This window comes from Microcoleus sp. AT8-A3, from assembly GCF_036705675.1.
GTDB lineage: Bacteria > Cyanobacteriota > Cyanobacteriia > Cyanobacteriales > Microcoleaceae > Microcoleus.
Genome location: NZ_JAUBVD010000024.1, coordinates 39,120 through 53,459 on the forward strand (window position 1 = coordinate 39,120; position 14,340 = coordinate 53,459).

15 protein-coding genes are annotated in these 14,340 nt (G+C 44.5%); 2 read left to right on the forward strand and 13 right to left on the reverse strand.

The features are described 5' to 3' along the window. Window positions 1-116: 116 nt before the first annotated feature. From QUB51_RS15860 to QUB51_RS15890, 7 genes are all read right to left on the reverse strand, one after another. Window positions 117-809: an SRPBCC family protein gene (locus QUB51_RS15860; protein WP_333231425.1), complete on the reverse strand. Its 693-nt coding sequence runs from the start codon at window positions 807-809 to the stop codon at window positions 117-119. An 18-nt stretch (window positions 810-827) separates the two neighbouring features. Then, window positions 828-1,079 (reverse strand): hypothetical protein, encoded by a 252-nt coding sequence (locus QUB51_RS15865; protein ID WP_333231423.1) that lies wholly within the window; start codon window positions 1,077-1,079, stop codon window positions 828-830. Next, window positions 1,076-1,315 carry a hypothetical protein gene (locus QUB51_RS15870; protein WP_333056717.1) on the reverse strand — a complete coding sequence of 80 codons (240 nt, stop codon included), beginning with the start codon at window positions 1,313-1,315 and terminating at the stop codon, window positions 1,076-1,078. Before QUB51_RS15870 ends, QUB51_RS15865 begins: the two co-directional genes overlap by 4 nt. 163 nt (window positions 1,316-1,478) lie before the next feature. Continuing rightward, window positions 1,479-1,685: a hypothetical protein gene (locus QUB51_RS15875; protein ID WP_333056716.1), complete on the reverse strand. Its 207-nt coding sequence runs from the start codon at window positions 1,683-1,685 to the stop codon at window positions 1,479-1,481. A 33-nt stretch (window positions 1,686-1,718) separates the two neighbouring features. Next, window positions 1,719-2,741, reverse strand: a complete 1,023-nt coding sequence (locus QUB51_RS15880; RefSeq protein ID WP_333259083.1) for a DUF559 domain-containing protein — start codon at window positions 2,739-2,741, stop codon at window positions 1,719-1,721. A 172-nt stretch (window positions 2,742-2,913) separates the two neighbouring features. Then, on the reverse strand, window positions 2,914-3,183 hold the full coding sequence (locus QUB51_RS15885) for a ParE family toxin-like protein (RefSeq protein ID WP_333056714.1): 270 nt from the start codon (window positions 3,181-3,183) through the stop codon (window positions 2,914-2,916). Beyond that, entirely contained in the window at window positions 3,180-3,410 is a 231-nt protein-coding gene (locus tag QUB51_RS15890) for a hypothetical protein (protein ID WP_293208071.1), read from the reverse strand. Before QUB51_RS15890 ends, QUB51_RS15885 begins: the two co-directional genes overlap by 4 nt. Window positions 3,411-3,531: 121 nt before the next feature. Here QUB51_RS15890 and QUB51_RS15895 point away from each other — a divergent pair, with 121 nt between their 5' ends. Beyond that, window positions 3,532-3,834, forward strand: coding sequence for a DUF433 domain-containing protein (locus tag QUB51_RS15895; protein WP_333056713.1), 303 nt, complete (start codon window positions 3,532-3,534; stop codon window positions 3,832-3,834). A 23-nt stretch (window positions 3,835-3,857) separates the two neighbouring features. Here QUB51_RS15895 and QUB51_RS15900 read toward each other — a convergent pair whose 3' ends face one another. The 4 genes from QUB51_RS15900 to QUB51_RS15915 form a co-directional block, all read right to left on the reverse strand. Further along, window positions 3,858-4,118: a type II toxin-antitoxin system RelE/ParE family toxin gene (locus tag QUB51_RS15900; RefSeq protein WP_333056712.1), complete on the reverse strand. Its 261-nt coding sequence runs from the start codon at window positions 4,116-4,118 to the stop codon at window positions 3,858-3,860. Beyond that, complete coding sequence (locus QUB51_RS15905; RefSeq protein ID WP_333056710.1) at window positions 4,115-4,354, reverse strand: hypothetical protein; 240 nt, start codon at window positions 4,352-4,354, stop codon at window positions 4,115-4,117. The genes QUB51_RS15900 and QUB51_RS15905 overlap by 4 nt, the downstream gene beginning before the upstream one ends. 244 nt (window positions 4,355-4,598) lie before the next feature. Beyond that, window positions 4,599-5,576 (reverse strand): heme o synthase, encoded by a 978-nt coding sequence (locus QUB51_RS15910; RefSeq protein ID WP_333056708.1) that lies wholly within the window; start codon window positions 5,574-5,576, stop codon window positions 4,599-4,601. 307 nt (window positions 5,577-5,883) lie between these two features. Further along, window positions 5,884-6,795 (reverse strand): heme A synthase, encoded by a 912-nt coding sequence (locus tag QUB51_RS15915; protein WP_333259080.1) that lies wholly within the window; start codon window positions 6,793-6,795, stop codon window positions 5,884-5,886. 906 nt (window positions 6,796-7,701) lie between these two features. On the opposite strand from QUB51_RS15915, the gene QUB51_RS15920 reads away from it, so the two are divergent. Next, entirely contained in the window at window positions 7,702-9,126 is a 1,425-nt protein-coding gene (locus QUB51_RS15920; RefSeq protein WP_333259077.1) for an ABC transporter substrate-binding protein, read from the forward strand. 433 nt (window positions 9,127-9,559) lie between these two features. On the opposite strand, the gene QUB51_RS15925 is transcribed toward QUB51_RS15920, so the two are convergent. Together QUB51_RS15925 and iscB are read right to left on the reverse strand one after the other, a co-directional pair. Beyond that, on the reverse strand, window positions 9,560-12,061 hold the full coding sequence (locus tag QUB51_RS15925; protein ID WP_333209777.1) for a glycosyltransferase family 2 protein: 2,502 nt from the start codon (window positions 12,059-12,061) through the stop codon (window positions 9,560-9,562). 639 nt (window positions 12,062-12,700) lie between these two features. Continuing rightward, on the reverse strand, window positions 12,701-14,005 hold the full coding sequence (gene iscB, locus QUB51_RS15930; RefSeq protein ID WP_333209835.1) for an RNA-guided endonuclease IscB: 1,305 nt from the start codon (window positions 14,003-14,005) through the stop codon (window positions 12,701-12,703). Between the last annotated feature and the right edge of the window lie 335 nt (window positions 14,006-14,340).

Here is a 14,340-nt window from a genome sequence, read left to right on the forward strand (position 1 = left end):
AAGGTGTGGGCGGGAGGACTGGTGGACAAAAAGCTTAAGTTGAACACCTATGGGCTTGTCCTAAGTCCCTACAGTCGCCGTGTTCCTACAAGGGCTTACCACCAAAAGTGCGATACTTACTTGCGGCCCGAAGGTTGACCTTCCGTAGTCGCTATTTCCCCAGCTTCCATCAACTGCTTAAAGCGACGTAAATCATCTGCAATTTGCTGTTCGGGAGCTTCGCCAAATAGTTTAGCAGCACCAGCACCAATTGCACCGCCCGGAGGGTTGTATTCGATGACAACTTTTACCTCAGTACCGCGTCCCGCTGGTGCCGCTTGAAAGCGCACAAAACCCGAATTGTCAACATCAGCCCCTTCCACAGACGCCCAAGCAATTAAGCGATTTTCTTCTTCGCGGACAATCTCTGCATCCCATTCCACACTATTGCCCATCGGCGCGCTAGCAATCCAGTGAGAACGTGTTTCATCGATTACCGTAACGTGTTTGAGATGCTTCATAAACCGAGGCAAGTTTTCAAAATTGCGCCATAAACGGTACAATTCATCCGCCGGTTTGTCGATCGTCACCGTCTTTTCAACTTTAATGCTTTGATTGGCATCTGCGGCCGACTGCAAACCCTCTACAACCCCCAGCCCGCGAGCCGCTAAACCGCCGCCCGCAACCGCCAGCAAAGCACCTCTCAAAGAACGCTGCGACAAACCAAAAAGCACCAGCGCCCCGCCACCTATTAAAGATGCCCAGCGTTCGGTATCGCCGCTGCTACTTTGGTTTTGTTTGTCGGAATTTGTCATTGAAGTAGATTCCATTGCTTTAAACCTCGTGAATTAATAGCGAAAAATAGCAGCTAAAGGTGCCTCGTCCGGCACTTGTTCCGGCGGCATCGCGTAAACAGTTCCGCCGTTGAGAATAGTTTGAATTGCTGCGGCATTCAACAAATCTTCGTCGCCCAATTCTGCATCTGGGTGGATTTGCACCGCGTTCGTATCGGGATTAAAAGTACCCCACTGATGAACGCCAAGAGCCACAAATAGTCGATCGACCCGTCCAAAATAAGCAGCCGAAACAGCTTCTTTCAAATCAGCAGAAATTTTATCGCTGCTTCTGCTCGGACTGGCTCTAGCAATCCCACCGCTTCTTTCTTGTCAAATCCGTACTCTACTATTTTTTGTTCAGCCTCTCTGATTAAATTTTTGAACCGAATCGGATTTTGTTGAGTTTCTGTTCCTTGAGCGACTGGCATATAAATTGATACGCACAATCCCGGAGATTGTTGTACCAGTGCTTTGAGTTCCTCTGCAGATATTAAGTTCACCGCTGAAACTCTTTTTCTAATAAGGGGTTGTGTAATGAAAACAACAGATTCTTTAAAATGTATCTTTCCTGGCGGGGCTCCTGCGTCTGCCTAAAGTAATGATCGCCTGCTGTAGAGCATTTCATCTCCGAACTAAAACGGGGGTTTAAAGCTCTTGTCGCTTTTACTGCCCGCGTCCTGGTTTGCAATCTACGAAACCTAATGCTTCTGTGTCGAGAAAACTGGCGATCGCCATTTCGATCAGCGCTTCGATCGGATATTCAATTTCCGCAGCACGCGCGATTAGAGCTGCTTTAATTCGTTCTGGCAAACGTCCCAAAATAACTTCGGCATCAGCAGGAGAAAGTTGTTCTTGAAGTTTGGCTTGCATGGCATTCACCTTTAGGTTGGAATTTGAACGTTGTTAGGTTGCGTGTGCTATCAGATCGTGACGTTTGAATAGGTTGACCAGAAAATGCTCTACTATTATTTCCGCTTCACTTTCGTTATTAAGTTCATAACCTCCAAATCGATACACTTCATAACCACATAGCTTTAGCCGTCTATCTTCAGCAACCATTTCAGAATATAGCCTTGGACTGGCTGTATCTTCTTCAGCATAATGCTGCTTCCCGTCAATTTCTATTACTATCCTTATTCGATCTGATAGCAGAAACAAAAAATCCATTCTTTGGCGCACCAAGCGACGCCGAGCTTGCAACTGCTTAAGTGTATACGGGTCATAGTGCAAATAAACTTGTGGGACTAGAGCCGGAAGTTTCTCGTTGAATGACTCATAAAACTTCTTAAAATAACTTCTCCAAAATAACTTCTCCGGCTGAGAACTAAATGATTTATCCAAACGAGAATATAGTTTTCGGCCGACCTCTCTATCTGATTCGTTATTTAGTTGTTCTCTCTCCCTCCACCAATCAACAAGCTCCTTCCAAAGAAGACCGTGTGACTTGATTGGACGATCGTATATGAGACAATAATCCGCATTTTTGACTATCTCAATATCGTTGCTGACTGAATCAGAGAAGATGATTTCTGGCTTTGATCCAGTCGCTGCAAAAATCAAATTCTTAACGTTGTTACCTACCCCCAGATTGGCAGGGTAAACTCTATAACCATTCTTGTCTACTGTAAAACCGTGCTTTTCACAAAGCAAGCGTAATTCTTGTTTCCTCTCCTCACTAATCCAACTTATAAGTAATGTGTTTTCTAAAACTTTCACAAACTTTCGGATCGACTCCATACTTTCCCAATTTAGGGAAGCATAATAATCTTCAACAAGTGATCTACGAGTTCCACTTGAATTCTTCTCGGATTTTCCCTGTGCAATTCCAGCAGCAGTAAAAATATCATTGATGTTACGTACCACCAAATTATCTACACAGAATTCACGGAACTCTGTTTTCAAAATTTCAACATTTGGTGTCATCATAAAATAGTCTCATTAGGACAATCTCATCGCTTGCTTACTGCAATAAATTTAACAATTATTTTGAAACCTTTGTCTCTAGCTTACTTCATTTATCGCCCAAAACTCACACCGCGATATAATTCTGCGATCGCCATTTACGGTAGCGGGGGTTGACGAATTCGATCGCCTTAAACTACATCCGTTTCAGCAATTCATCGTACTCGTCGTGTACACCAATCCAGTACCAGTAAATACGATCGGCTTCCAATAAACCTAAAACACGATAATTGATACTGATACGAGCAGAATAAATCGGTTGCTTCTGACTGACTCGCTTGAACTGAAGACTTGGATGATAAGGATCATCCTGCCAAAGGGCATAAGCTTTATCGGCTTGTTCCTGAACTGATGCAGGAAGACTCTCTAGCCGCGTGCGAAATGACTTTGTAACACTTGATTTCATTTTTGTGTTGGGAAAACCTCATCAAGTGGAACCGTTTCTCCTCCCGCAATTTCTTGACGTACCATTGCAGCCATCTGATCCCATTGATCGTCTGTCGTGTCAGCAAAACGAGTTTCCCATTTTTGCTCGTCCTGCAACTCTGCCAAAAACCGAGCCGCGATCGCATCTTGCCGATCGGGTGGGAGTTTTTGGATTTGGGCGATCGCCTGTTGAAGGAGTTCAGTCATGATTTTGTTTGAAACCTGTATCTCTAGCTTACTTCATTTATCGATCGAAATTCACACCGCGATATAATTCTGCGATCGCTATGCTGTAATAGAGATCAGTCCCTTCAAACTTCCATAGTTTATGACCACAGCAGTATCTATTGACATTGGTACGCTCATTACACGCACTCCCGAACTGCACGGTGGATGTCCCCACATCCTCGGTAAAGGTGTTACCGTTCGCCGGATTGTAACCTGGTACAAGCGAGGATTGAATGCTGAAGAGATTTGCGATCGCATTTCTCATCTCACCCTCGCCGAAGTCTACGCCGCATTAACTTACTATCATGCCAACACCGCAGAAATTGAAACTGATTTGCTCCATCAAGCAGCAGAAGCCAAGCGTCTTGAAGCTTTGTACAGCAACTTTGGTAAAGAAGCATGAGTGAGATAGTAGGTGAAGAAACATCATGCTTTGTAAACATCTTTCCGATGTTTGCATTGTAATAGGAGAATGATTAGTTCTTCATCGCCGATTTCATAACGAACGCGATAATCACCGATCCGAATACGGTACTCATTGTCAGCACCTTTGAGCTTGACCACCCCATCTGGGCGCGGGTTTTCGGCAAGTTGCAAAATCTTGACAGCGATACGATCGTAGACATCATTGGGCAGGGCATCTAGCTGCTTTTGTACAGCTTTAGGGGTAAGGATAGTGTAAGTCATGTCGATTTATTTGCCCGCCCGGCCATATATCGATCGAAAGTTGTGTAATCTCCAGCTTTGTAATCAGCACGGGCCGCTTCAATTTCGGCAATATCTTCTGGATAATCGTCCTCATCCGGGAATAATTCAGCTTCCAAAAATTCCCATATCTTGTATCTTTCAGCAATTCCCAGTGACGAAATAGCTTCCAGCAGTGATTGAAATGAGATGTCTACTTTCACAGTATTCTCAGCCATCAGAACTTTCCTCCTATTTTAATTTTACACTTAGTATATTTATTCAAGATGATCAAAGTAGCTGGAATGTGATTTTATATTTAGCTAAATGGTTTCTGTCATGTTCTTTCGCTCTTTTTTTTACCGCAGATTAAAGCAGATTTACGCAGATTTACGCAGATGGAAGAATGACTATTGCTATTTTACCATAAACAAAACCCGCAAGATGCGGGCTTCATTTTAATCATGGCAATTTAACTAATTACTACATCACAACTGCACTAATCAAAGTTTGCACATTTTGTACAAGAGCAGTAGTCAAATTATGAGTCACAGGCAAACTGTCAACGACTATTCCAGCGCACAATAGCATCAGGTACAGAATAGAGTATTTGAAGAGCGATCGCGCAACAATCTTATCCTCTGGAGTCTGCAACAGCAACCAAGCTTTTTGGGCAAAAATAGCACCGAGGAAAATAGCTGTTCCCGCATACACCGCGCCGGCTAAATTCAGGGGATAAACTAGCAGCAAAGTTGCAGGAATCATCAATAGCGTGTAAATCCAAATTTGGCGGGCTGTCTCTTCGTCGCCCTCAATTACAGGTAACATGGGCACGCCTACTTCCTTGTATTCGTCGCGAATCATCATTGCTAATGCCCAAAAATGCGGCGGTGTCCACAGGAATATAATCCCAAACAGCAGCCACGCACCCCAACTCAAATCTCCCGTCACCGCAGCCCACCCAACTAGCGGCGGAATCGCCCCTGCTGCACCGCCGATGACGATGTTTTGCACGCTGTGACGCTTCAGCCAGTGGGTGTAAATTAGGACATAGAAAAGGATGCCTGACATTGCTAGCAATGCCGCTAATAAGTTGGCAACAACTGTGAGCAATGTAAAGGATATTGTAGCTAGGGCGATCGCAAATATCAAAGCATCCCGCTTCTTGACACGCCCCGAAGGAATCGGCCGCCACCGGGTGCGCTCCATGATATAATCGATGTCGCTGTCGTAGACACAATTAATCGTATTCGCCGACGCAGAAGCTAAAGCGCCTCCAGTAATAGTTGATACCAGTAATAGCGGATCTACTTCTCCTTTGGCCGCCATCCACATTCCTGCTGATGTCGTGATTAGCAGCAGTAAAATAATTCTGGGTTTTGTTAGTTGATAGTAACTTTTCACGACTTGCGAAAAGTTTTCGTGGAGACGGGGGCTATTGTTTGTAAGAACTTCTTGCATCGGTTATTAGTTGTTAGTTTTCAGTTGTCAGTTAGTTGTCATTGGTTCGTAGGGGCGGGTTTTACGAGAGATATCTGCCGTAGCTAAAAGGATTAATAAACCCGCCCCCACCGACGAGAGATAAATCAGCCCTCTCTTACTCAAGGAATAGATAAATCTGCGTTTTAGAGAGTGTCCGGTTGATTGGTGCTTGTCTGGGCGGGGCGGGTTTAGGAAACTGTTGGCTTTTATCGAGAATGATGGTGAACCCGCCCCTACAAGACCTTGGATTATAATAATAACGATGCTACCGGACATAATATTACTCTCAAGCTGATAAAACTCGATCGCGCCAAGCTAAAACACTAAAAGCTATCAGGGTTCCCAGCAAAGCAGCACCGACTGCTTGGTGGGCGACTGTCAGCGGTTCTACCTGAAGGTGCAGCCGGAATGTTGCTAATCCCAGAACTAATTGAGCCATTAGGCAAACACTCGCCCAGTTAGCCAGTTTTCGCAAATTTGGACTCAGTGCAGGCTGCCGCCAAGCCATGACTGCTACTGCTAAAGTCGCTGCTGTAGCTGGTACGATACCGGCGATGTGGCTGTTCATTACCGAGCACAATTCTGAGGAGTCCAAACATTGGTGCAGTGCCCATCTAGAGCCTACTAATGCTCCTAGCAAACTTTGCAGGTAAACTAACAATGCTGCGATCGAACTTACCCAAGCTAATTTGCCGACATTTCCTGTAGCTTGGTAGGGAGTCAGCATGAAACCGATGACTAGCAGGGCGCCAAAAAATAGTAAAGCTGTTCCCAAGTGAGCGGTAACGATGTCAAATCTCAGCAGTTGTGTTACTGTCAAGCCGCCCAATACGCCTTGAAAAACGATTAAAAATAGTGCTCCGGCGCTCGCCCAAGGCAGCCATTTTGGCAGGCGGCTGCGGTAAAACAAAGATAGTCCTAAAAGTGCGATCGCGCTCAGGCCAATCGCTGCTGCGTCCAATCGGTGAAACCATTCCAGAAATACCTGCAAATTCATTTGCGCTGCAGGTATTAATTGACCGTAGCACAGCGGCCAGTCGGGGCAAGCGAGCCCCGCATTCATGACTCGCGTGGCGCTGCCTACTGCCATTAACAGCCAGGTTGCGATCGCAATTTTCCACACTAGACCGCGGATAATATCTTGTGGCTGCCACTGCACTCCTGCTGCGTTTGGCTGATTTACAACTGAGTTTGCCATGAACTTTACCTTAGCCTTTGTTATCGATCGAACTTAATGAAATAGCGAGCTTTTACTTTTGCTGAGCTTAGCTGAGCTTAACACTCTTTTTCGGTGACAAACCGTCATATATACTACCTTAGCGACATCGCAATCCAATTAGTTTGTCTTTAGATATTTTTCAACTTTCCTCTTTACATTACAAAGTATTGCAGCTATTTTTATAAATTTCAACAAACTTTAATTATTTTACCCAACCCTTTGCTGTTACAGCCTCCCTCCCACTGCCACTCGCGGAGAAAAATAAAGATATCATTAAGAAAAGCTTTTTTTTAAAGGTTTATGATATATACCCAACTTTAACGTAAAAATTTGTAACTAAATACAGGAATGAAGAGTTACCCCCTAGGTGTTATTCAAGGTAGTTCTCAGGTTTACTCACCTTAGATTGTATAATTCAGTTCCAACACTCAGCGTTTTATCTAATCCACCAGTTATCATTTCTTGCCTGCTTAACTAAATTGGGAATGGAGGAAGTGGCGCTCTTGCAGGGTAGGGTTCACTAATCTTTGAATCGGTAACTTATAAAAATTCCTGCACTTTTCTGGTGGAACCACCTTGAAGGCATTCAGACTAAACAGTGCGAGCGCTATTTTTACTAGGCCAATGTTACTGAATTATATCATGTCCGGGCGATCGCATATAATAAGGGAGTAGTGACTACTGGATTTTAGGCTTGCATGGTGCCTCAGCTCCGAAAGCATCAATTGATAGATAAAATTACCCTATCTGACGCACCATACATCAATTCGGGATCGCCAAGTTAAAATCACTTTTTCTCCTCGATCAAGGTTTTTTACTTGCTCCTAATAACTAATGACAATGACTAATGACTTCGTTATTTCAAAAATCTAAAAATGTAAAATTATGTCACAAAAAAATGAAACTGCTGTTCTCATCTTATCCCTCCTAATTACGATCGGACTAGCCGGTGCAGGTATTTGGTGGCTGACAAGCCGAGGCGGCATCAATGTCGGGGGTTTATCACCCCAAAATCCGACATTTCCCAAGCCTCCGACTAATTCGTCGCAGTCAGATCAGGCAATTGAGCAGCGTCTGAGTGCCGGACAAAAAGTGTTAATTCCAGAGCAAGCCACAACAACTAAACAAGCAGCAGTACAGGCGATCGCATCTGGCAACTATAACGCAGCTATTTCCGACTTACAAGCTTCGCTGAAAACCAATCGCAACGATCCCGAAGCCTTAATTTACCTCAACAACGCCCGCATCGGCGATCGGAAATCCTACACAATTGCCGCCGCAGTTCCCATTGGAGGCGATATCAATGCGGCTCTAGAAATTCTGCGGGGCGTAGCTCAAGCTCAAAATGAAATCAACCAAAGAGGCGGCGTTAGCGGGACTCCATTAAAAGTGCTAATTGCTAAGGATGACAACAACCAAGAAATGGCTGCCCAAATTGCTACTGCTTTAGCAAATAATTCGGAGATTATAGGAGTAATTGGGCATTTTGGTTCAGATACAACGCTAGCAGCTAGCAAGATTTACCAGCAAAAACAATTAGTAGCAATTTCTCCAACAAGTACGTCAGTGCAGCTCTCAGGAGTTGCCAACAATATATTTCGGACAGTGCCGAGCGATCGGTTTGCAGCTAATGCTCTTTCCCGTTATATGGTGGAAAAATTGCAAAAGCAAAAAGCTGCTGTATTTTTTAATTCTGCCAGCAGTTACAGCAAATCTTTAAAAGATGAATTCACTACTGCAGTTTACGGAGATGGCGGACAAATAGTATCAGAATTTGACTTTGCTAAGGGCAATTTTAATGCCGCTGATAGTGTTAAAAGTGCGATCGCCCAAGGAGCAGAAGTCATTATGTTAGCATCCAATTCAGCCACGATCGACCAAGCTTTGCAAGTAGTGCAAGTAAACGCCAAACGGCTGCCATTACTAGCGGGAGACGGTGCTTATACTGCTAAAACACTGCAAATCGGTGGCGCAGGAGCAACAGATATGGTGCTGGCTGTTCCTTGGCACATTCTCGCAGATCCGCAGTCCAACTTTCCCCAAACATCCAAACAACTTTGGAATGCTGAAGTAAGTTGGCGCACAGCTTTAGCCTACGATGCGGCGATCGCGTTAATTGCCGGTTTAGAGCGCAATCCGACTCGTACAGGCATTCAACAAGCGTTATCGGCGTCAGATTTTTCGGCAAATGGAGCATCCGGCCCGATTCGGTTTTTACCTTCGGGCGATCGTAATCGCGCAGTTCAATTAGTAACTGTTAAACCCGGAAATCGCACCAGTTACGGTTACGAATTTGTGCCGATTAATTAAAAAACAAGTTCTGGTCATTTGTCTATGTATAAGCTGTTCTCCATTTAAATTGTGTGTCAAAAATCACTCAAATTATTGTGGGATGGGCACGCGAGCCCGTCCCGAATATGCAATTTAAACGCGCAACAGCTTAGCAGAAGGAAGAAGGAAGAAGCAATAAAATCAATCGTGTCAGCCATTAAGGATCGCGAATTAAATAATTTACACAAGTTTGTGAGTTGGGCGTCCCGCCCGCCCTTTCTGGACGGGCGGGACGCCCATCCCACAAGAACCATCAAAATTCTAAGTTATTTAATTCTCATTCCTAACAAGTCCTAACCGTCTTGGCGGTTGCTATAAAATCTACCATTCTTCCTTGGCGGGGGCAGCTTGATGGGATTTTTTGTTAGCGCGATAAAGGTTTGGTGCAAGCCGCGCGGGATGGAAACTCGATCTAAAGTTGCGAAACTGCGATCGCCCTAACTGCCCTATTCCTCTCAAAAACAGCCCTCGGTTTCAAAGCAATTCTCAACAACAGCCACAACGATCGCCATTCTCCGGGAGTTTCCTGGCGCTGCCACTGGCCCGGGCGACAGTACAGCATTTCGATCAAACAGCGGTGCTGGCTAATGTTCAGGCGATCGAACGCAATTCGCACAGTGGGAAATTCCGCAAAACTGCACTCCTTTTCATCCCGAAAACTCGACTCCCACTGAGATTTATCGCTCACCAACTCAATCTTAGCCACAGGAATAAAACAGTTCTCTTCCATAATTTCCAAAGTCGCCGAATCGCAATCAATCAAACCTTTTGCCAAAGGACGCTCAGTGCCAAACTCAACAACAGACGGCCCTACATATCTCCTTGCTTTGACTGTCGCACTGCGAGGGAGCGCTTTTATTTTACCCTGGGATAAAGTTGTCGGAACGGCATATTTTGGCAAAATGTCTGCTGCTGTAAAACTCTCTTTACTGCCTTTATTTTTCACCGCAAAACTTGGCCACTGTGTCAAAGCAACTTCCGCGCCACTTTCCGAAATTACAGTGGTTACACCCCAAAAACTTTGACCGCCAATATTCAGTTGTACAACCCTGCGTAAATTGAACCATTCGTAAATGTCCGGCTTAGGAATATCCACCAAAATCAGCAAGGCAATCCCCAGCATCAGCAGGTTGTACGCGCTCCAAATCCATCCCCAACCCAGGCTTTTTGACAAATCTGCACTTTCTGATATTGACTGTACGGTGCCAACATTTTTAACTAAATTAATGTTGAAATTGTGCCACAAACTGACTGCTGTAGCTGCGAACAAGACAATCAAAGGCCATCCCAAATTCCAATTAAAACGAAAGCGATCGCTCGCCATTCCTTTTGGCGTCACCTGAAACCCTTTCCCAAACGGATTCAGCATGGAACTCACCACCGTCACCGCTAAAGGAATACACTGGACGAACGAATAAATATCCGAAAGCAAAGCCGATCCCGATCTGCGGTTCAGCCAAGAAAACACAGTCAGTTGCACCAAATAGTAAGGCAGGAAAAAGTACAGCAATTCCCGCGCACTTGCCCGCAAAGGAATTATGCCAAAAAATGAATAAGCTAAAGGTATCAACAGATATAAAACCTTGGTTAAACTGGTAAACCAGTGCAACAATCCTTCCAAATGAGACAGCCTTTGTACGAATCTGAGACCGCGAATTGTTAAAGGATTGGAATCAATAAAAAATGCCTGAAGCGTGCCTCGCGCCCAGCGTAGCCTTTGATTTAGATGAGCCTCTATACTTTCAGCCGCCAAACCAGCACTCAATTTTTCATCTAAATAAACTAAGCGATATCCGGTTGCTGACAGCCGAATTCCGGTAAAATAATCTTCGCAGATTGAATCTGTGACCAAGCCTCCCGCTGCTTCTAAAGCACTTCGCCTCACAACAAAAGATGTACCGCAACAAACTACGCTGTCGGCGCTGTCTTTGATGATTTCAATTTGCCGATAAAAGATTTCTTCTTCCGGCGCGAGCACATTTTCTAAACCTAAATTCCGGGAGATGGGGTCGTGATTGTAAAAGCTTTGCGGTGTTTGAACGAGGGCGATCTCGGGATTTTGAAAAAATCCAACTGTGCGAGTTAAAAAGTTTTTAGTGGGAATAAAATCTGCATCGAAAACTACAATTAGTTCTCCATTTGTTAGGGCTGTGGCATGATTGATGTTTCCAGCTTTGGCGTGAATATTATCGGGTCTGGTTATATACTCGCATCCCAGTTCTTTTGCCAGCAACTTGATTTCAGGCCGCTTGGTATCGTCGAGCAAATATACTTTTTTGTTGGGATAATCTAAGGCTTGACAGCCGATTACACTGCGCCGTAAAATGAAAGCCGGTTCGTTGTAAGTTGGGATAAAAATATCTACGGGCGGGGTGAAGTTTCCAGCTTCCACTGCAACTGCCATGCGATCGGCTTCTCGACGCCGGTCTTTCATTCTCAGCATTAAATACAATTGAATACTGCTGTTAAAAACCAGTAACATTTCTAGGAAAAACAGCCCCAAACTAAAGATACCGTTGAGGGGATCGGTTAAATTTAGAGTAGCGAGCGATCGCCATAAAACGTAGCGAATCGTTAAAGCCAGAACTATTGCAACTACCACAGCGCGCGACCATTTCTGCGGTTGAGGCGAAATTTTAATTGCAGCTAAAGCGGTCGAAACCAGCATAAAAGTCGGCAGTAACAAATACATCTTGCTCGTAGCAGGCACTTGCAGCCACACAGGCGGGTTTTGCTGCCAAATGTTAATTGTGGCAAAAATACCGCTGACTGTACCTTCACTGCCAAACCAGGCTGCGGCGATCGCACCTGCGAAAGCAACCACCCCCAACACGACTAGCGTTGCCGTCTGCACCCGCGAAATCCGCCCAAAGCGGCGTTTCAAGTCTTGAAAATCAAATCTTGAAGTTGTCATAAAATAATTTTAAAGTCCCGATCGTGCATGCCACAGTAAGGGTTTCCTGCTGTCCACTTTTTACTTCAGTTGAAAATTCCGACACTCCCCAATTACTATTTTTACATTTTTTAACATTCTGACCCTTGTATGATAATTCATCTTGCTTGCTGTTGCCAAACTGCTAAGCGAGTCCAAACCTGGCCAAATATAGCAGAAGGAAGAAGGAAGAAGGCTTTAGTTACCGAGGAGAGAAGTCAATCGATTTTAGATTTTAGATTTTAGATTAAAGAATTGAAGCATTGACCCCCCGGATAAATTGGGGGGCTTGTATCCTGGATGCTTTCGGTCAGAAGCAATATTCGGCAAGGATTTCAGCAATGTCCGTAACAGGCTTTCCGGCCTGTTCCATAATAAAAAATATTTCTTGGGGGCCGTTTCTGCGACGCCGCCCATAAAAATCTTACTAAAAATTCTGCCACATCTCAGTCATAAACGTCGGGCGCGCTTGCTATAGTTCAAAAAAAATTACACCAGTTCTCAATCTTGGTGAGGTATGCCCACGGAGGCCTATGCCCACGGAGGCCTATGCCCGCTTATCAAGCGTGCACCTCATGTTACAGAGAAAGGCTATATCTTGTCTAATTACTAGAAACGCCTTTATTGGAGTAAAGCGGAGTTGATTGACGCATATTGATAGCCATCTTGTTTGTGCAAGAATTTGACGTTGCTCATATCTTTTGTACTTAGTCTAAAATTACCGATCTTAATCTCAACACCTTTATCTGTTGGAGTCTTGACCCGTCCAACGTAAAGTCCTGATTGGAATCGCTTGCGGTCTTCTAGAAGCTGAATGGCAACAATATCACCAGTCCTACAATGAGTAAAAGACTGTCTAGGCTTGGCACAAGGAAAACCGTATTTATCGTTTCTAGTGGACTGTCGATTCCCTTGTCCTGTTGATTTAATCAGCAAGGGCTGTAAGGCGAGCATCTCCAAGGAATCAATCTGACCCACACAAGCCGCATCTAACCAGTGAGTTTTAGGCAGGCTTAATCGAGTGCGGTTGTATTTGGTCAGACCACCCGAACCTGTGGAGACAGGAATACCCGCTTCTTTGAGTCGGTTGAACAATGCCCATCGGGTTGAGTTGACAGCCGCCGCGTCTTTTAATGGGCGTTTTGCTTGAGCTAGAACCGATCGCAGAACATCTGGCTTTTTGGCTAAGAAAACGCTAATATCCTGAGTCCCTTTTTTGAGATTGCATTTCTCGCAAGCCAGGCACAGATTGGAGATCCGATTTGTGCCACCTTTTGCTTTGGGCTGGATGTGTTCGACTTGCAATGGTGTGTCAGTCACGTCGCAGTAAGCGCATTTCCTGTTCCATTTATTCAATAAATACTCGCGGATTTCGTACCCACATAAAATGCCTTGCTGATACTGAATGCCTGAGATTTCTGGGTTTTCAAGTTGTTGTAAATCAAATCTGACAAGCTCCTGAACGATCTCACTGATGGGTGCAAATTTGATTAATTTATTCACCCATGTCAAAGTAGTTTCTACGCGATGCTGCAAACTTGGAGGCAACCAACCTGAAGGGCGGGTGCGATTGAGAAACCGTGCTTGCCGATAGCGAGTGTGACGATAACGCCTCCCCCGACGTAGAGAACGACGGGATTCTAAAGATGCTTTGATGGCTTGACCGCGATGAGTCAACTCAGCACCAAAGATTACTTTGTCGTTTTGAACAAGAGCAATCCCTGTGGTTTTAGAACCGGGGTCTAGTTTAATTGTGACGGGTTTAGGAATATCTGCAACCTCTTTTTTGAGAATGATGCTGAACGGATATCTTCTAAAAACAGACGCTCTACCCATCGATAATAAACGTCTCGCCATAGAAGGCTTACATGGTGTCAGCGGTTTCTTGTTGGCATCAATTACAAAAACGAAATTGGGTTTCAACATTTTGGCGTTGCTTCCTAAAAGTAAAGTTTGCTTCAACCCTGTTATCTTCTCGGTACTATGCAGATTGCACTTCCTCTAACCAATCTCGGATGTTTAACAATCTACTTACAGAGCTTGGAACTAGCGAATCCCAAGGTGTGAACTTAAACGCTTAGAGATAACGATTACTCGCTTTGAGTGGTCTGGAGTAGCTGCAATACCTCGGATTACGCCGAAATACTACGGATTGGTGCTACTCTACAAATCAAATAGGATTGCTATATCAAACTATAGCAATCCCTAGGATTTAACAATTAGCCGAATTTGACATCTAACTAAAGGTAGATTAATTTTAT